The organism is Burkholderia sp. BCC0398, assembly GCF_902833245.1.
GTDB classification, from domain to species: Bacteria; Pseudomonadota; Gammaproteobacteria; order Burkholderiales; family Burkholderiaceae; genus Burkholderia; species Burkholderia sola.
The window spans coordinates 243,183-260,644 of sequence record NZ_CADFEM010000006.1 but is presented as its reverse complement, the minus strand read 5'-3'; the positions used below and the strand labels follow the sequence as shown (position 1 = coordinate 260,644).

The window sequence follows — 17,462 nt, the reverse complement described above, 5'->3', positions numbered from 1 at the left end:
GAGCGTGCATGGACGAGTTGACACTCGGTTTGATCGGCGCGGGCGCCGTCGTGGTAGGCGGCGTCGTGGTCTACAACGCATGGCAGGGCGCGAAAGTGCGGCGCAGGATGCCGCGCCCGATGCCGGAGGAAGCAGCCGAGGCGATGAACCGCCCCGAGCGTGACGAAGAGTTGCCGTTCATCGAACCGGTGCGTCAGCCGGTGCGCCGCGAGCCTGCGGCACCTGTCGCGGCCGCTGCTGCTGCGACCGAAGCGGCGCGTGTCGAGCCGACGTTCGGCGGGGCCGCCGGCGGCGCGGCGCCGGCCGATACGCCGGCCGACCTGCAGGCCGAGGCGACGGGGGCCGATACGTCGTCCGAATCGAGCGAACCGGCTGTCGGCGAAGCAGCCGTGCCCGCCGCCGCGCACGAAGCGGCGGCCGAACCGGCCGGCCCAACCGAACCGGTGATGCCGGCCGCGACGACGGTCTCGTCGGCGCCGCCGGCGATCGTCGATCGCCGGATCGACTGCATCGTGCCGATCCGCCTCACCGGGCCGCTGCCGGGCGACAAGATCCTACCGGTCGCGCAGCGGCTGCGCCGCGCGGGCAGCAAGCCCGTGCACATCGAAGGCAAGCCGGAAGGCGGCCAGTGGGAGCTGTTGCAGAACGGCGTGCGCTACGATGAGCTGCGCGCGGCCGCGCAGCTCGCGAACCGCAGCGGCGCGCTGAACGAGCTCGAATTCTCCGAGTTCGTGACGGGCGTCCAGCAGTTCGCCGACGCGATCGACGGCGCGCCGGAATTCCCCGACATGATGGAAACGGTCGCGATGGCGCGCGAGCTCGACGCGTTTGCCGCGCAGTGCGACGCGCAACTGTCGATCAACGTGATGTCGGACGGCGCGCCGTGGTCCGCGAACTACGTGCAGGCGGTCGCGTCGCAGGACGGGCTGCTGCTGTCGCGCGACGGCACGCGCTTCGTGAAGCTCGACGCGAAGCAGAATCCGGTGTTCATGCTGCAGTTCGGCGATACGAACTTCCTGCGCGACGACCTGACGTACAAGGGCGGCAACATGATCACGCTGGTGCTCGACGTGCCGGTGGCCGAAGAGGACATCCTGCCGTTCCGGCTGATGTGCGATTACGCGAAGTCGCTGTCCGAGCGGATCGGCGCACGCGTCGTCGACGATTCGCGCCGGCCGCTGCCGGAGTCGACGCTGCTCGCGATCGAGCAGCAGCTGATGAAGCTGTACGCGAAGCTCGAGGAAGCCGGCATCCCGGCCGGTTCGCCAGTCACGCGCCGCCTGTTCAGCCAGTAACGCGATCGCGCGGACGGCGCGCGTGGGTGCCGTCGTCCGTCGCCGCGGCGCACACCGCCCGGTGTGCGCTGCAGCACGTCATCGGGCCCGCATTGCGTGCCCCGCCGCGGCGTCAAACTGAGATAATCGGGCATCCGATTTTTTTCAGAACGACTCTGCCGCCAGCATGGCCCGAACCCAAGCCGAACCGCCAGCCAGCCAGCCCGACGCGCGCGCCGCATGGCTGCGCGACCAACTCGAGCGGGCGAACCACGCCTATTACGTGCTCGACCAGCCGGATCTGCCCGACGCCGAATACGACCGGCTGTTCCGTGAGCTGCAGCAGCTCGAAACCGACCATCCCGAACTCGTGACGCCCGATTCGCCGACGCAGCGCGTCGGCGGCGAAGCGGCCGACGGCTTCACGCCCGTCGTCCACGATGCGCCGATGCTGTCGCTGAACAACGGCTTCGCCGACGAGGACATCGTCGCGTTCGACAAGCGCGTCGCCGACGCGCTCGCGAAGACGACCGATCTCGCCGGCTCGGTGACGGACCCCGTCGAATACGCGTGCGAACTGAAGTTCGACGGCCTCGCGATTTCGCTGCGCTACGAGCAAGGCGTGTTCGTGCAGGCCGCGACGCGCGGCGACGGGACGACGGGCGAGGACGTGACCGAGAACGTGCGCACGATCCGCTCGATTCCGCTGAAGCTGAAGGGCAAGCACGTGCCGGCCGTGCTCGACGTGCGCGGCGAGGTGCTGATGTTCAAGCGCGATTTCGCACGCCTGAACGAACGCCAGCGCGCGGCCGAGCAGCGCGAATTCGCGAACCCGCGCAACGCGGCGGCCGGCAGCCTGCGCCAGCTCGACTCGAAGATCACCGCGCAGCGGCCGCTGTCGTTCTTCGCGTACGGGATCGGCGTGCTCGACGGGATGCCGATGCCCGACACGCACAGCGCGCTGCTCGACTGGTACGAGGCGTTCGGCCTGCCGGTGAACCGCGAGCGTGCGGTCGTGCACGGCGCCGAAGGCTTGCTCGACTTCTTCCGCAAGGTCGGCGAGAAGCGCGAGTCGCTGCCGTACGACATCGATGGCGTCGTCTACAAGGTCAACCGGCGCGACGAGCAGGAGCGGCTCGGCTTCGTGTCGCGTGCGCCGCGCTTCGCGCTCGCGCACAAGTTCCCCGCGCAGGAAGCGCTGACGAAGCTCGTCGCGATCGACGTGCAGGTCGGCCGCACCGGCGCGATCACGCCGGTCGCGCGTCTCGAGCCGGTGTTCGTCGGCGGCGCGACCGTGACCAATGCGACGCTGCACAACGAGGACGAAGTGCGCCGCAAGGACATCCGGATCGGCGACACCGTGATCGTGCGCCGCGCGGGCGACGTGATTCCGGAAGTCGTCGGCGCGCTGCTCGACCGGCGCCCGGCGGACGCGGCCGAATTCGTGATGCCGACCGAATGCCCGGTGTGCGGCTCGAAGATCGAGCGCCTGCCGGACGAGGCGATCGCGCGCTGCACGGGCGGGCTGTTCTGCCCGGCGCAGCGCAAGCAGGCGCTGTGGCATTTCGCGCAGCGCCGCGCGCTCGACATCGACGGCCTCGGCGAGAAGATCATCGACCAGCTCGTCGAGCTGAATCTCGTGCGTACGCCGGCCGACCTGTTCAATCTCGGTTTCGCGACGCTGGCCGAGCTCGACCGGTTCGCGGAGAAGTCCGCGCAGAATCTGCTCGATTCGCTCGAGAAGGCGAAGCATACGACGCTCGCGCGCTTCATCTACGGGCTCGGCATCCGTCATGTCGGCGAATCGACCGCGAAGGATCTCGCGAAGCATTTCGGCTCGCTGACGCCGATCATGGACGCGTCGATCGAGGAACTGCTCGAAGTGAACGACGTCGGGCCGATCGTCGCCGAGTCGATTCACCAGTTCTTCGCGGAAGAGCACAACCGCACGGTGATCGAGCAGTTGCGCGCGCCCGGCAAGGTCACGTGGCCGGAAGGGCCGCCCGCGCCGAAGGCGCCGCAGGGCGTGCTGGCCGGCAAGACGGTCGTGCTGACGGGCACGCTGCCGAATCTCACGCGCGATGCGGCGAAGGAGATGCTCGAAGCGGCGGGCGCCAAGGTGGCCGGTTCGGTATCGAAGAAGACGGATTACGTGGTCGCGGGCGCCGAAGCCGGCAGCAAGCTCGCGAAGGCCGAGGAACTCGGCATCCCCGTGCTGGACGAAGATGGTCTGCACCAACTCCTGGAGGGCAATACGCCATGATTCGCGAGATCCTGAAGATGGGCGATCCGCGCCTGCTCGAAATCGCCCAGCCGGTCGAGCGGTTCGATACACCCGAGCTGCACGAGATCGTCGCGGACATGTTCGAGACGATGCATCACGCGAACGGCGCGGGGCTCGCCGCGCCGCAGATCGGCATCGGGCTGCAGATCATCATCTTCGGCTTCGGCAACAACAACCGCTACCCGGATGCGCCGCCGGTGCCGGAGACCGTGCTGATCAACCCGAAGGTCGAGTACCTGCCGCCGGACATGGAAGAGGGCTGGGAAGGCTGCCTGTCGGTGCCGGGCATGCGCGGCGTCGTCAGCCGCTACGCGAAGGTGCGCTACAGCGGCTTCGACCAGTTCGGCCAGAAGATCGATCGTATCGCCGAAGGGTTCCATGCGCGCGTGGTCCAGCATGAGTACGATCACCTGATCGGCAAGCTGTATCCGATGCGGATCACCGACTTCACGCGCTTCGGTTTCACCGAGGTGCTGTTCCCGGGGCTCGACCCGGCCGACGACGATTGATCGGTCGCGCTCGCACAGAAAAGAAAAAGCCCGCTTGAAGCGGGCTTTTCCATTGCATCGCGCACTGGATGCGCTTGCGGTCAGAACGTCTCGTCGGCGGACAGGTAGCGCCATTGGCCCTGCGGCAGCGCGCCGAGCATCACGCGGCCCATCCGCACGCGCTTCAGGCCGATCACGTCGAGGCCGACCAGTTCGCACATGCGGCGGATCTGCCGCTTCTTGCCTTCGCGCAGCACGAAGCGCAACTGTTCGCCGTTCTGCCAGCTCACCAGCGCGGGCTTGAGCGGCACGCCGTCGAGCTCGAGGCCGTGGCGCAGCTTCGCGAGCGATTCCGCCGGGAAGTGCTGGTCGATGTCGATCAGTCGTTCGCCGAAGCGCACGCGCACCAGGTATTCCTTGTCGATGTCCGATTGTTCGCCGATCAGCTGCTTCGCGATCACGCCGTTCTGCGTGAGCACAAGCAGGCCGGTGGAGTCGATGTCGAGACGGCCGGCCGGTGCGAGCGCATGCAGGTGCTGCGGCGAGAACCGTACCGGCGAATGATCGCCGCTCCAGCGGTTCGCGCGCGTGATCAGCACGGCCGCCGGCTCGTAGCCGTCTTCCGCCTGACCCGACACATAGCCGACCGGCTTGTGCAGCAGGATCGTCACTTGCGCGGCCTGCGCGGCGCTCGCGCGCTCGTCGATCTCGATCTTCTGGTCGGCGCGCACCTTGGTGCCGAGCGTGTCGATGCGTTCGCCGTCGACGAGCACCCAGCCCTTTTCGATCCATTCGTCGGCTTCGCGGCGCGAGCACATCCCGAGCTCGGACATCCGCTTCGACAGGCGCATCAGGCCGGTTTCGTCGCCGTAGTCGACGTCGGCTGCCGCGCGCTTGACGGGTTGCGCGGTCTTCACCGCGCCGAACGAACGGCGCTCGCCGTCGCGCGCGGGGCGGGCCGGGCGGTCGCCGAAGCTGCGCTTCGCGCCTTCGCCGGCGGGCTTGTCGCGGTAGGACGGGCGTTTGCCTTCGTCGCCACCTGCTGCGCGACGCGGACGTGCATCGTCGTCGTTGCGGCGGGCAGGGCGATCGGATGACGTGCGGCGGTCGCTGAAGCTGCGTTTTGTGCCTTCGCCGGATGCGTTGTCACGATAGGACGGGCGCTTGTCGTCGGCGCCTGTGCGGCGCGGACGTGCATCGTCATCACGGCGCGGCGGACGATCGGACGACGGACGGCGGTCGCCGAAGCTGCGTTTTGCGCCTTCGCCGGATGCGTTGTCACGATAGGACGGGCGCTTGTCGTCGGCGCCTGCGCGACGCGGACGTGCATCGTCATCACGGCGCGGCGGACGATCGGACGACGGACGGCGGTCGCCGAAGCTGCGTTTTGCGCCTTCGCCGGATGCGTTGTCACGATAGGACGGGCGCTTGTCGTCGGTGCCTGCGCGACGCGGCCGCGCATCGTCATCGCTACGGCGCGGCGGCCGATCCGACGACGTGCGTCGATCGCCGAAACTGCGCTTCGCACCCTCGCCAGCTGCGTTGTCGCGATAGGACGGACGCTTGTCGTCGGCGCCTGCGCGACGCGGCCGCGCATCGTCATCGCTACGGCGCGGCGGCCGATCCGACGACGGACGGCGGTCGCCGAAACTGCGTTTCGCACCTTCGCCGGCTGCATTGTCGCGATACGGCGCGCGCGTGCCGCGTTCGGCGCCGCCGTCACGCGGCGCACGCTTGGCCGGCGCGCGATCCGCGCCCGCGCGTTCTGCGCCGGCGGCGCCGCGCGGCTTGAACGAGCGCTCGCCGCTAGCGGCGGCCGCAGGCGCCTTTTTCGGGCGGGCCGGTTTATCCCCCGCGGGCGGCGCGGCGGGGCGCACCGCCTTGCGGGCGACGAGGCTGCCGGAGCGGACAGGGGCGCGGGTCGGCGACGCCGGCTTCGGATTCTTGACGGTTAATTTGGTGCGCATAAACGCTGGGATTCATTCAGACTGCGATCGCACGCAGCAATTCGGTTTCGAGCTGGATCTGCAGGCGGTTGTCGGACAGGCCGGCACCCGCGAGCAGGAAGATGTCTTCGACGCGCTCGCCGAGCGTATTGATCCGCGCCGCGTGGACGCCGATCCGATGCTCGGCGAGTACGCGCGCGATCGAATAGAGAAGGCCCGGCCGGTCGTTGGCCGACACGGACAGGATGTAGTACTGACCGCGCTCGTCGGCCCGCAGGTCGACGCGCGGCGTGATCGGAAACGTCCGGGACAGCCTGGACAGGCGGCCCTTCGACGGCTCCGGCAGCGTGGCGGTTTCGGCGAGCCGCGTCGCGAGCTGCTGCTCGACGAGATTCGCGATGTCGCGGTAGCGCACGTCGCGTTCGGTCTGCGTGACGATGAAGTTGTCGAGCGCATAGCCGTGCCGCGTCGTGCTGACGCGCGCATCGAGCACCGACAGCCCGTTGCGGTCGAAATACGCGCAGATGCCCGCGAACAGGTCGGGGCGGTCCTTCACGTACACGAGCACCTGCAGCGCGTCGCCGATCGGCGACGGCCGCGCGCGGACGATCGCGGTTTCGGCGTTCACGTGCCGGTACAGCACGCGCGTCTGCCACGCGATGTCGGCCGCGTCGTGACGCAGGAAGAAGCCGACGTCGAGCTGATCCCACAACGCGCGGTGCGCATCCTCGGGCACGGTTTCGAGGCGCAGCAGCGCGAGCGCCTGCTCCTGCCGCGATTTCAGTTCCGAATGCGCGTCGGGGTTCGCGCCGCCGAGCACCGCGAGCGTGATGCGGTACAGATCCTCGAGCAGCTTGCCCTTCCACGTGTTCCACACCTTCGGGCTCGTGCCGCGGATATCGGCGACGGTCAGCAGGTAGAGCGCGGTCAGGTACCGTTCGTTGCCGACGACTTCGGCGAAGCGCTTGATGACTTCGGGGTCGCTCGTGTCCTGCTTCTGCGCGACCTGGCTCATCGTCAGGTGATGCTGGACGAGCCACACGATCAGCGCGGCGTCTTCGGCGTCGATCCCGTGCTCGCGGCAGAAGCGCCGCGCGTCGGCCATCCCGAGCGTCGAGTGATCGCCGCCGCGGCCCTTCGCGATGTCGTGGAACAACGCCGCGACATACAGCACCCACGGGCGCTCGAAGTTGCCGATCAGCTGGCTGCAGAACGGATACTCGTGCGCATGCTCGGCCACCGCGAAGCGGCGGAGGTTGCGCAGCACCATCAGGATGTGCTGGTCGACCGTGTACACGTGGTACAGGTCGTGCTGCATCTGGCCGACGATGCGACGGAAGTTCAGCAGGTAGCGGCCGAGCACGCTCGTCTGGTTCATCAGCCGGAACGCGTGCGTGATGCCTTCGGGCTGCTGCAGGATCCGCATGAACGTGGCGCGGTTCTGCGGATCGCGGCGCCACGCGTTGTTCATGATTTCGCGCGAGTTGTACAGCGCACGCAGCGTGCGGGCGGACAGGCCCTTCACGCCGCGCGTCGTTTCGTACAGCAGGAACGCTTCGAGGATCGCGTCGGGATGGCGTTCGAACACGCCGTCGTCGACGATCTCGAGCATCCCCTGTTTCTCGACGAAGCGATCGGCCGACAGCACGCGCGTGATGCCGCTCGTCGCGGGGAACAACTGCGCCTCGATGTTCTGGATCAGGATCGTCGCGAGCTGCGTGACGGCTTTCGCGGCCCAGTAGTAGCGGCGCATCAGTTGCTCGCTCGCGCGCTTGGCCTGCGTCGGCTGGTAGCCGAAGCTCTCGGCGGCCTGCGTCTGCAGGTCGAACACGAGCATGTCCTGGCGGCGCCCGGCGATCACGTGCAGCCGCGCGCGCAGCGTCTTCAGGAAGCCTTCGTTGCGGCGCAGCTCGCGCGCTTCGCGGTCGGTGATGAGGCCGCGCGTGTCGAGTTCGCGCCAGCTGCTGCCGAAGCCGGCCGCGCGCGCGATCCACAGGATCGTCTGCAGGTCGCGCAGCCCGCCCGGGCTTTCCTTCACGTTCGGTTCGAGGCTGTACGGCGTGTCCTGGCACTTCGCGTGGCGCTGGCGCATCTCGAGCACCTTCGCGGTGAAGAATGCGCGGGCGTCGAGCGCTTCGTGATAGCGCACGGTGAAGCGCTCGAACAGCGCGGTGCTGCCGACGATGCGGCGCGCTTCCAGCAGCGAGGTCTGCACCGTCACGTCCTGCGACGCCTCCTCGATGCACTGCGCGACCGTGCGCACGCTGCTGCCGATCTCGAGGCCGAGATCCCAGGCCATGCCGATGAAGCGCTCGATGCGCGCATCGAGCGCCGCGTCGTGCGCATCGGGCAGCAGCACGAGGATGTCGACGTCGGAATAGGGCGCGAGCTCGCCGCGCCCGTAGCCGCCGACGGCGACGAGCGCGAGCGTCGCGGGCAGCCCGCAATCGTCCCACACGCGCTTCAACGCGTCGTCGGTGAGTTTCGACAGCGCGTGCATCAGCGACGCGACGTTCGCCGCGCGGCGAAAGCGCTCGAGCATCGCCGTCTTGGCGGCCTTGAATTCGGCGCGCCGCGACAGCGCTTCGGGCGAGGGGGCAGCGTGAGCGCTCATGGGCGACCGATCAGGTGCGGGGTGGGGCGGGCTGGCGCGACGGCGCTCAGACGGCGGCGGCCGGTTGCGCGAACACCGGGCGCGCGGGCGTGCCGGCCGATACGGTCAGCACTTCGTAGCCGGTTTCGGTGACGAGCACCGTGTGCTCCCACTGCGCGGACAGGCTGCGGTCGCGCGTCTTGACCGTCCACTGGTCGGGCATCGTGCGGATGTCGCGCTTGCCGGCGTTGATCATCGGCTCGATCGTGAAGATCATCCCGGCCTTCAGCTCGATGCCGGTGCCCGGGCGGCCGTAGTGGACGACCTGCGGATCCTCGTGGAACACCGTGCCGATGCCGTGGCCGCAGTATTCGCGCACGACGCTGTAGCCCTGCGCTTCCGCGTGCTTCTGGATCGCGTAGCCGATGTCGCCGAGGTGCGCGCCGGGCTTGACCTGGTCGATGCCGAGCCACATGCATTCGTAGGTGGTCTGCACGAGGCGCTTCGCGAGGATCGAGCCCTCGCCGACGATGAACATTCGGCTGGTGTCGCCGAAATAGCCGTTCTTGATCACGGTGATGTCGATGTTCAGCGCGTCGCCGTTCTTGATCACCTTCTCGCCGGGAATGCCGTGACAGATCACGTCGTTGACCGAAATGCAGGTGGCCTTCGGGTACGGCGGATAGCCGGGCGGCTGATAGTTCAGCGGCGCGGGGATCGTGCCTTGCTCGTTGAGCATGAACTCGTGGCAGAGGCGGTCGAGTTCGGCGGTCGTGACGCCCGCGACGACGTGCGGCGTGATGAAGTCGAGCACTTCGCTGGCGAGACGGCAGGCGACGCGCATCTGAGCGATATCGTGTTCGTTTTTGAGCGTAATAGCCATCGAGGTATGCCTGGAATGCGGTGAATTGACGGATTATCGCACCTTATGGCGGGCCTCGCAGCCCCTGCGGGCCGCGCGGATGCGGGTTTTCGAGGATTGTCCGGCCCGCTGCCGCGCGGCAAGCGAAAGTGCCGCGCGACTTGAGAGCCGACAAATCCGCGTGCTATACTCTTTGGCTAAGTCGACATCCAAATTTGCCGTCGTGCCCCGTTTTGGGGTGGCATCGCGGAGAAAGGCTTACGGCACGGGCGTTTTGCACGTGCCGAATCGCAAGCCGGCGCAACCAGGGTGCCGTCCGTGCGGAATCCCCGTCCTTCGAGGCGGGTTCGCGCGGCGGTACGGCAGCCGGCTTAAGACCCAACCCTCGTGGAGAATTTACATGGCAGTTACGATGCGCCAAATGCTGGAAGCGGGTGTCCACTTCGGTCACCAGACGCGCTTCTGGAACCCGAAGATGGCTCCGTTCATTTTCGGTCACCGCAACAAGATTCACATCATCAACCTCGAAAAGACGCTGCCGATGTTCACGGACGCACAGAAGTACGTGCGCCAGCTGGCAGCGAACCGCGGCACGATCCTGTTCGTCGGCACGAAGCGCCAGTCGCGTGACACGATCGCCCAGGAAGCGCAACGTGCGGGCATGCCGTACGTCAACGCGCGCTGGCTCGGCGGCATGATGACCAACTTCAAGACGCTGAAGGTATCGATCAAGCGCCTGAAGGACATGGAAGCGGCCGTCGAATCGGGCGAAACCGAGAAGATGAGCAAGAAGGAAGCGCTGCTGTTCGAACGCGAAATCGCCAAGCTGCAGAAGTCGATCGGCGGCGTGAAGGACATGGGCGGCATTCCGGACGCGATCTTCGTCATCGACGTCGGCTACCACAAGATTGCCGTCACGGAAGCGAACAAGCTGGGCGTGCCGGTCATCGCCGTGGTCGATACGAACCACTCGCCGGAAGGTGTGGATTACGTGATCCCGGGTAACGACGACTCGAGCAAGGCAGTCGCGCTGTACGCCGAAGGCGTGGCCGACGCGATCCTCGAAGGCCGTGCGAACGCGGTCAACGAAGTGGTCCAGGCCGCACGCGGCGACGACGAATACGTCGAGGAAAACGCGTAACTGGCCCCGAGCCGGCGCAAAAAGGGGGCTCTCAACAGGCCCCCTTTTTTTAAGCTTGTGCGCCGGACCTGATCGCGCCGAATCGGCGCGGGTCCGGAAGCGAATCTCGGCCGTTCGCGTCCAAGCGGGCGGCGTTGTGAATACAGACTCAAGGAGCGAATGATGGCGGCAATTACCGCAAGCATGGTGGCAGAACTGCGCGCGAAGACCGACGCACCGATGATGGAATGCAAGAAGGCGCTGACGGAAGCCGACGGCGATCTGGCCAAGGCTGAAGAACTGCTGCGCGTCAAACTCGGCAACAAGGCGAGCAAGGCCGCATCGCGCGTGACGGCGGAAGGCGTCGTCGCATCGTTCGTCGGCGGCAACGCAGGCGCGCTGGTCGAACTGAACTGCGAAACCGACTTCGTCGCGAAGAACGACGACTTCCTCGCGTTCTCGAAGACGGTCGCGGAACTCGTCGCGACGCAGAACCCGGCCGACGTGGCCGCACTGTCGGCGCTGCCGCTCGAAGGCTCGACGGTCGACGCAGTGCGTCTCGCGCTGATCGGCAAGATCGGCGAGAACGTGTCGATCCGCCGTTTCGTCCGTTTCGAAACCGCGAACAAGATCGCAACCTACCTGCACGGCGCGCGTATCGGCGTGATCGTCGAGTACACGGGCGCGGAAGAGCAGGTCGGCAAGGACGTCGCGATGCACATCGCCGCGATGAAGCCGGTCGCGCTGTCGTCGGCCGACGTGCCGGCGGAACTGATCGACACGGAACGCCGCGTCGCCGAGCAGAAGGCTGCCGAATCGGGCAAGCCGGCTGAAATCGTCGCGAAGATGGTCGACGGCAGCGTCCAGAAGTACCTGAAGGAAGTGTCGCTGCTGAACCAGACGTTCGTGAAGAACGACAAGCAGACGATCGAGCAGATGCTGAAGGCGGCGAATGCGGCAGTGCAGAAGTTCGCGCTGTTCGTCGTCGGTGAAGGCATCGAGAAGCGCCAGGACGACTTCGCCGCCGAAGTGGCCGCGCAAGTCGCAGCAGCCAAGCAGCAGTAAGCAGTCAGCAGTACCCGCGGCGGGCGTCCGCTCCGCCGCGGCCGGCGGCGCCGCCGGCCGGCCGGGAACCCCGGTCCGGTCGTCGGCGCTTGCCCGAATCAGTATTTCGCCCCTACAGTTCGTGGTTGTCATCCTCTCGTCGCTCGGAAGCCCCTATGTCCAATGCCTATAAACGCGTCCTCCTCAAACTCTCCGGCGAAGCGCTGATGGGCGACGATGCCTTCGGCATCAATCGCGCGACGATCGAACGGATGGTGGCCGATATCGCCGAAGTCGTGCGTCTCGGGACGCAGCTCGCGGTCGTGATCGGTGGCGGTAACATTTTCCGCGGCGTCGCGGGCGGCGCGGCCGGCATGGACCGCGCGACGGCCGACTACATGGGGATGCTGGCGACGATGATGAACGCGCTGGCGCTGCAGGACGCGATGCGCCACGCCGGCATCGAGGCGCGCGTGCAGTCCGCGCTGCGCATGGACCAGGTCGTCGAGCCGTACATCCGGCCCCGCGCGATCCGCCAGCTCGAGGAAGGCCGCGTCGTGATCTTCGCGGCCGGCACCGGCAACCCGTTCTTCACGACGGATACGGCCGCCGCGCTGCGCGGCTCGGAAGTGGGCGCGGAAGTCGTGCTGAAGGCGACCAAGGTCGATGGCGTATATTCTGCCGATCCGAAGAAGGATCCGTCGGCCACGCGCTACACGACGATCAGCTTCGACGAGGCGATCAGCCGCAACCTGCAGGTGATGGACGCGACGGCGTTTGCGCTGTGCCGCGACCAGAAGCTGCCGATTCGCGTGTTTTCGATCAACAAGCCGGGCGCGCTCAAGCGCATCGTGCTGGGCGAGGACGAAGGTACGCTCGTCCACGTGTAAACTCCCGCGGATGCGGGCGAACGGCGCGGGTTGCCGGCCGCGGCGCGCGACATGCGCCGGGTGGGGCTCGCGTTCTTTGAAGGTTTGAAGGTTCGGAGGTTGAAATGAGTGTCGCTGATGTGAAGAAGGGCGTCGAGCAAAAGATGCAGCGCTCGATCGAAGCGTTCAAGAACGATCTGGCCAAGATCCGTACGGGCCGTGCACACACCGGTCTGCTCGATCACGTGCAGGTCGACTACTACGGCTCGATGGTGCCGATCTCGCAGGTCGCGAACCTGACGCTCGTCGACGCGCGCACGATCGGCGTGCAGCCGTGGGAAAAGAACATGGTCGCGAAGGTCGAGAAGGCCATCCGCGAAGCCGATCTGGGCCTGAACCCGGCGACGGCCGGCGACCTGATCCGCGTGCCGATGCCCGCGCTGACGGAAGAGCGCCGCCGCGAGCTGACCAAGGTCGTGAAGAGCGAAGGCGAAACGGCCAAGGTCGCGATCCGCAACCTGCGCCGCGACGCGAACGAAGCGCTGAAGAAGCTCGTGAAGGACAAGGAAATCTCGGAAGACGACGAGCGCCGTGCGAGCGACGACGTGCAGAAGCTGACCGACAAGCACGTCGCCGAAGTCGACAAGCTCGTGCAGAGCAAGGAAGCCGAGATCATGACGGTCTGACGACCGTCCTCGCGCGCCGCCTTCTTCCCGCATTACTGTCTCAACGGCCATGACCTATACCAGCTCTACCGTTCGCGTGCCTGACGTCGGCGTCGTGCCGCGTCACATCGCGATCATCATGGACGGCAACGGCCGTTGGGCGACCGAACGCCGCTTGCCGCGCGTCGCGGGGCATACCCGCGGCGTCGATGCCGTGCGGGCGGTGGTCGAAGGCTGCGCGCGCGCCGGCGTCGAATACCTGACGCTGTTTGCGTTCAGTTCGGAAAACTGGCGCCGGCCGAACGACGAAGTGTCGTTCCTGATGCGGCTGTTCATCACCGCGCTCGAGCGCGAAGTGGGCAAGCTGCATGCGAACGGGATCCGCCTGCGCGTCGTCGGCGATCTCGACCGTTTCGAGCCGCGCATCCGCGAGCTGATTCGCCGCGCCGAAACCAAGACTGCGCGCAATACCCGTCTGACGCTCACCATCGCGGCCAACTACGGCGGCCGGTGGGACATCCTGCAGGCGACGAAGAAACTCGTCGAGCAGGCCGTGCGCGAAGGTCGCGAGGTCGAAGTGACCGAGGACGCATTCGCGCCGCACCTGGCAATGGCGTACGCGCCGGAGCCCGATCTCTTCATCCGCACCGGCGGCGAGCAGCGCGTCAGCAACTTCCTGCTGTGGCAGCTCGCGTACGCCGAATTCTATTTCACCGACAAGTACTGGCCGGATTTCGACGGCGCGGCACTGGCCGACGCGCTGGCGTCGTATACCGAGCGCGAGCGCCGTTTCGGGCGCACGAGTGCGCAGCTCGAACCGCAATCGCAGAACGCCGACTCCCTTTCATGCTGAAAACCCGTGTGATCACGGCGATCGTGATGCTGGCGGTGCTGCTGCCGGTGACGCTGTTCGCGCCGCTCGCCGGGTTCGGTGCACTGATCGGCGTCGTGCTCGTGTTCGCCGCGTGGGAGTGGGCGCGCCTGCTGAAGCTCGGGGGCGCCGCGCCGATCGTCTATGCGGGCGTCGCGGCGCTCGCGCTCGCGGCCACCGCGCCGCTCGGCGTCGATGCGGCTTCGTCCCGTCCCCTTTTCATGGCGGCTGGCGTGTTCTGGCTGCTGGTCGGCCCGTTCGCGCTGCGGCGCAAGCCCACGCTCGCGGGCGGCATCTGGCGGCCGTTCCTGCTGGCCGCCGGCCTCGTCGTGTTCGCCGCCTGCTGGCACGCGCTCGTCGCCGCCCGCGCGCAGGGTGTGCCGTTCGTGCTGTCGCTGCTTCTGGTCGTCTGGCTGGCCGATATCGGCGCATACTTCGCGGGCAAGGCCTTCGGAAAGCGTAAACTGGCCATCACGATCAGCCCCGGCAAGAGCTGGGAAGGCGCGATCGGCGGCTGGTTCGCGGTGATGGTCGTCGGCGGCGTCGCGATGGCCGTGCACGCATTCGAACCGACCCTGTTTTCTGCATTCGCCGCGCGCTACGGGATGCCCGGCGCGTGGGCCGCGCTGACGCTGCTCGTCGCGTACAGCGTGATCGGCGACCTGTTCGAGTCGCTGCTGAAGCGGCAGGCGGGCGTGAAGGATTCGAGCGGACTGCTGCCGGGCCACGGCGGCGTGCTCGATCGTGTCGACGCGCTGCTGCCGGTGCTGCCGCTCGCGATGCTGCTGCTTGGTTAAACCATTATTTCTGTTATGCAAAAACGTCTGACATTGCTCGGTTCCACGGGCTCGATCGGAGACAGCACGCTCGACGTGGTCGCGCGCCATCCCGAGCGCTTCTCGGTCTACGCGCTGACCGCGCACCGCAACGGCGACAAGCTCGTCGAGCAGTGTCTGCGCTTCGCGCCCGAAGTGGCGGTGGTCGGCGATGCCGCGACGGCCGCTCACGTCGACGCGAAACTGCGCGCGGCGGGCAGCAAGACGGTCGTGCTGCACGGGCCGCAGGCGCTCGTCGACGTGTCGAAGAGCGACGGCTGCGACACGGTGGTCGCGGCGATCGTCGGCGCGGCCGGCCTTGCGCCGAGCCTGGCGGCTGCACGCGCCGGCAAGCGGATCCTGCTCGCGAACAAGGAAGCGCTCGTGATGTCGGGCGCGATCTTCATGGACGCCGTGCGCGACCATGGCGCGATCCTGCTGCCGGTCGACAGCGAACACAACGCGATCTTCCAGTGCATGCCGCGCGACGCGGCCGAGCACGGCGGGATCTCGAAGATCATCCTGACCGCATCAGGCGGCCCGTTCCGCACGCGCGAGCCGGCGACGCTCGTCGACGTGACGCCGGACGAGGCGTGCAAGCACCCGAACTGGGTGATGGGCCGCAAGATCTCGGTCGATTCCGCGACGATGATGAACAAGGGCCTCGAGGTGATCGAGGCGCACTGGATCTTCGGGCTGCCGGGCGACCGGATCGACGTGCTGATCCATCCGCAGAGCGTGATCCATTCGCTCGTGTCGTACCGTGACGGCTCGGTGCTCGCGCAGCTCGGCAACCCCGACATGCGCACGCCGATCGCCCACGCGCTCGCGTTCCCCGAGCGCGTCGACGCGGGTGTCGACCAGCTCGACCTCGCGCAGATCGCCCAGCTATCGTTCGAGAAGCCCGATTACGCGCGCTTCCCGTGCCTCGCGCTCGCGCTGAAGGCGCTCGAGGAAGGCGGTATCGCGAGCGCCGCATTGAACGCGGCGAACGAAGTGGCGGTCGAAGCCTTTCTCGAGCGCCGGATCGGCTTCATGGCGATCGCGGCGACGGTCGACGCGGTGCTCAACGCGCTGCCGAACCGCGCGCCCGACGGGCTCGACGACGTCCTCGCGGCGGATGCCGAGGCGCGCCGCCTCGCCGCCGCGATCATTGCAAAAGCGCCTGCGCCACGCGTGGAGCGTACGGTCTGAATGAGGTGCTCATGAACGTGCTGGTCGAACTGGTCGCGTTTGCGGTGGCGATCGGCGTACTGGTCGTCGTGCATGAGTACGGACACTATCGCGTCGCGCGCTGGTGCGGCGTGAAGGTGCTGCGTTTCTCGATCGGCTTCGGCCAGCCCGTCGCGCGCTGGGTCAGCCGCAGGACGGGCACCGAGTGGACGCTGTCCGCGCTGCCGCTCGGCGGCTACGTGAAGATGCTCGACGAGCGCGATCCGGGCCCGGGCGGCATTCCGACCGACGAGCTCGGCCAGGCATTCAACCGCCAGTCGGTCTACAAGCGCATCGCGATCGTCGCGGCCGGGCCGATTGCGAACTTTCTGCTGGCAATCGCACTGTTTTCCGTCGTATTCGCGACCGGCGTGACCGAGCCGGCCGCGATCGTCGCGTCGCCGGCCGCCGGCACGGCGGCCGCCCGTGCAGGCTTCGACGGCAGCGAGACGGTCGTGTCGATCCGCAACGTGCGCGTAGGCGATGCGCAGGGCGGCGAGTCCGAGCCGGTGCGATCGTGGTCGGACCTGCGCTGGAAGCTGCTGTCGGCCGCGTTCGACCATCGCGAGGTCGTGCTCGGCGCGCGCGACGGCAATGCGACGTTCGATTTCCGCGTCGATCTCCGCAACGTCCCCGACAGCCAGCTCGACGACGACTTCATGGCCCATCTGGGCTTCGAGGCCGGCGGCGGCACGTTGTCGGTCGCGTCGGTGCAGCCGGGCAGCGCGGCGGAGCAGGCCGGCCTGAAGGTCGGCGACAAGCTGGTCGCGCTCGACGGCAAGCCGATCGGCGGCGCGTCGCGCTTCATCGACGCGGTGAAGCACCATGCGGGCCAGCCGCTCGCGCTGCGGATCGAGCGCAGCGGCGCCGCGCAGACGGTGTCGATCGTGCCGCAGATGCAGCGCGACGACGAATCGGGGCAGCAGGTCGGCCGGATCGGCGCGGCGCTGTCGATGCACGCGCCGTCGGTGGACGTGCGTTACGGGCCGATCGAGAGCCTGCGGCTCGGCGCGCACCGCACGTGGGATATTTCCGTGTATTCGCTGAAGATGTTCGGGCGGATGATCACGGGCAACGCGTCGCTGAAGAACCTGTCCGGCCCGGTGACGATCGCCGACTACGCAGGCAAGAGCGCGCGGCTCGGTCCGTCGGCGTTCCTGTCGTTCCTCGCCCTTGTCAGCATTAGCCTTGGCGTCCTGAACTTGTTGCCGATTCCCGTTTTGGACGGGGGGCATCTGTTATATTATGCGGTTGAAGCCGCGACCGGGAAAGCCGTCTCGGAGCGCTGGCAGCTGATTCTGCAAAGAGCCGGGTTGATCTGCATCGTCGCGTTGTCGGCGATCGCGCTGTTCAACGATCTGGCTCGGTTAATCCATTTCTGAAGCGTCAGGCGGCGGCCGCGGGTCAGCCGCCTGATTT

The 17,462-nt window shown here is 67.4% G+C and carries 14 protein-coding genes; 11 read left to right on the top strand and 3 right to left on the bottom strand.

The window, feature by feature from the left end; translation table 11 throughout:
* Positions 1 to 8: 8 nt before the first annotated feature.
* From HWX76_RS15600 to def, 3 genes are all read left to right on the top strand, one after another.
* On the top strand, positions 9 to 1,295 hold the full coding sequence (locus HWX76_RS15600) for a cell division protein ZipA C-terminal FtsZ-binding domain-containing protein (protein WP_050012906.1): 1,287 nt from the start codon (positions 9 to 11) through the stop codon (positions 1,293 to 1,295).
* A 166-nt stretch (positions 1,296 to 1,461) separates the two neighbouring features.
* On the top strand, positions 1,462 to 3,537 hold the full coding sequence (gene ligA / locus HWX76_RS15595) for an NAD-dependent DNA ligase LigA (protein WP_050012905.1): 2,076 nt from the start codon (positions 1,462 to 1,464) through the stop codon (positions 3,535 to 3,537).
* Positions 3,534 to 4,067: a peptide deformylase gene (def, locus tag HWX76_RS15590; RefSeq protein WP_050012904.1), complete on the top strand. Its 534-nt coding sequence runs from the start codon at positions 3,534 to 3,536 to the stop codon at positions 4,065 to 4,067. Before ligA ends, def begins: the two co-directional genes overlap by 4 nt.
* An 80-nt stretch (positions 4,068 to 4,147) precedes the next feature.
* Here the strand turns inward: def and HWX76_RS15585 are convergent, their stop codons facing one another.
* Genes HWX76_RS15585 through map form a run of 3 tightly spaced genes read right to left on the bottom strand, consistent with a single transcriptional unit; the run spans position 4,148 to position 9,468 of the window.
* Positions 4,148 to 6,013 carry a pseudouridine synthase gene (locus HWX76_RS15585; protein WP_089488568.1) on the bottom strand — a complete coding sequence of 622 codons (1,866 nt, stop codon included), beginning with the start codon at positions 6,011 to 6,013 and terminating at the stop codon, positions 4,148 to 4,150.
* Positions 6,014 to 6,029: 16 nt separating this feature from the next.
* A complete protein-coding gene (locus tag HWX76_RS15580) occupies positions 6,030 to 8,606 on the bottom strand; it encodes a [protein-PII] uridylyltransferase (protein ID WP_050012903.1) in 2,577 nt (858 codons plus the stop codon).
* A 46-nt stretch (positions 8,607 to 8,652) separates the two neighbouring features.
* Positions 8,653 to 9,468: a type I methionyl aminopeptidase gene (gene map / locus HWX76_RS15575; RefSeq protein ID WP_050012902.1), complete on the bottom strand. Its 816-nt coding sequence runs from the start codon at positions 9,466 to 9,468 to the stop codon at positions 8,653 to 8,655.
* Between the two features lie 379 nt (positions 9,469 to 9,847).
* Between map and rpsB the strand changes: the two genes are divergently transcribed.
* The 8 genes from rpsB (at position 9,848) to rseP (ending at position 17,425) form a co-directional block, all read left to right on the top strand.
* A complete protein-coding gene (gene rpsB, locus HWX76_RS15570; protein WP_006758564.1) occupies positions 9,848 to 10,588 on the top strand; it encodes a 30S ribosomal protein S2 in 741 nt (246 codons plus the stop codon).
* Positions 10,589 to 10,750: 162 nt separating this feature from the next.
* A complete protein-coding gene (gene tsf / locus HWX76_RS15565) occupies positions 10,751 to 11,632 on the top strand; it encodes a translation elongation factor Ts (protein WP_050012901.1) in 882 nt (293 codons plus the stop codon).
* Between the two features lie 155 nt (positions 11,633 to 11,787).
* Entirely contained in the window at positions 11,788 to 12,501 is a 714-nt protein-coding gene (pyrH, locus tag HWX76_RS15560) for a UMP kinase (protein WP_006402648.1), read from the top strand.
* A gap of 104 nt (positions 12,502 to 12,605) precedes the next feature.
* Positions 12,606 to 13,166 carry a ribosome recycling factor gene (frr, locus tag HWX76_RS15555; RefSeq protein ID WP_006752152.1) on the top strand — a complete coding sequence of 187 codons (561 nt, stop codon included), beginning with the start codon at positions 12,606 to 12,608 and terminating at the stop codon, positions 13,164 to 13,166.
* A 49-nt stretch (positions 13,167 to 13,215) separates the two neighbouring features.
* The gene (gene uppS / locus HWX76_RS15550) at positions 13,216 to 13,998 is read left to right on the top strand and encodes a polyprenyl diphosphate synthase (RefSeq protein WP_034188847.1); all 783 of its coding nucleotides are present in this window, start codon (positions 13,216 to 13,218) and stop codon (positions 13,996 to 13,998) included.
* Complete coding sequence (locus tag HWX76_RS15545) at positions 13,992 to 14,813, top strand: phosphatidate cytidylyltransferase (protein ID WP_050012900.1); 822 nt, start codon at positions 13,992 to 13,994, stop codon at positions 14,811 to 14,813. Before uppS ends, HWX76_RS15545 begins: the two co-directional genes overlap by 7 nt.
* 15 nt (positions 14,814 to 14,828) lie before the next feature.
* Positions 14,829 to 16,025 carry a 1-deoxy-D-xylulose-5-phosphate reductoisomerase gene (locus tag HWX76_RS15540; RefSeq protein WP_050012899.1) on the top strand — a complete coding sequence of 399 codons (1,197 nt, stop codon included), beginning with the start codon at positions 14,829 to 14,831 and terminating at the stop codon, positions 16,023 to 16,025.
* Between the two features lie 11 nt (positions 16,026 to 16,036).
* Positions 16,037 to 17,425 (top strand): RIP metalloprotease RseP, encoded by a 1,389-nt coding sequence (gene rseP, locus HWX76_RS15535; RefSeq protein WP_050012898.1) that lies wholly within the window; start codon positions 16,037 to 16,039, stop codon positions 17,423 to 17,425.
* Positions 17,426 to 17,462 lie beyond the last annotated feature (37 nt).

Excerpts from the sequence above, each read along its gene's own strand:
- HWX76_RS15600 (WP_050012906.1), top strand. The coding sequence starts at position 9 with ATGGACGAGTTGACACTCGGTTTGATCGGCGCGGGCGCCGTCGTGGTA.
- ligA (WP_050012905.1), top strand. The coding sequence starts at position 1,462 with ATGGCCCGAACCCAAGCCGAACCGCCAGCCAGCCAGCCCGACGCGCGC.
- def (WP_050012904.1), top strand. The coding sequence starts at position 3,534 with ATGATTCGCGAGATCCTGAAGATGGGCGATCCGCGCCTGCTCGAAATC.
- HWX76_RS15585 (WP_089488568.1), bottom strand. The coding sequence starts at position 6,013 with ATGCGCACCAAATTAACCGTCAAGAATCCGAAGCCGGCGTCGCCGACC.
- HWX76_RS15580 (WP_050012903.1), bottom strand. The coding sequence starts at position 8,606 with ATGAGCGCTCACGCTGCCCCCTCGCCCGAAGCGCTGTCGCGGCGCGCC.
- map (WP_050012902.1), bottom strand. The coding sequence starts at position 9,468 with ATGGCTATTACGCTCAAAAACGAACACGATATCGCTCAGATGCGCGTC.
- rpsB (WP_006758564.1), top strand. The coding sequence starts at position 9,848 with ATGGCAGTTACGATGCGCCAAATGCTGGAAGCGGGTGTCCACTTCGGT.
- tsf (WP_050012901.1), top strand. The coding sequence starts at position 10,751 with ATGGCGGCAATTACCGCAAGCATGGTGGCAGAACTGCGCGCGAAGACC.
- pyrH (WP_006402648.1), top strand. The coding sequence starts at position 11,788 with ATGTCCAATGCCTATAAACGCGTCCTCCTCAAACTCTCCGGCGAAGCG.
- frr (WP_006752152.1), top strand. The coding sequence starts at position 12,606 with ATGAGTGTCGCTGATGTGAAGAAGGGCGTCGAGCAAAAGATGCAGCGC.
- uppS (WP_034188847.1), top strand. The coding sequence starts at position 13,216 with ATGACCTATACCAGCTCTACCGTTCGCGTGCCTGACGTCGGCGTCGTG.
- HWX76_RS15545 (WP_050012900.1), top strand. The coding sequence starts at position 13,992 with ATGCTGAAAACCCGTGTGATCACGGCGATCGTGATGCTGGCGGTGCTG.
- HWX76_RS15540 (WP_050012899.1), top strand. The coding sequence starts at position 14,829 with ATGCAAAAACGTCTGACATTGCTCGGTTCCACGGGCTCGATCGGAGAC.
- rseP (WP_050012898.1), top strand. The coding sequence starts at position 16,037 with ATGAACGTGCTGGTCGAACTGGTCGCGTTTGCGGTGGCGATCGGCGTA.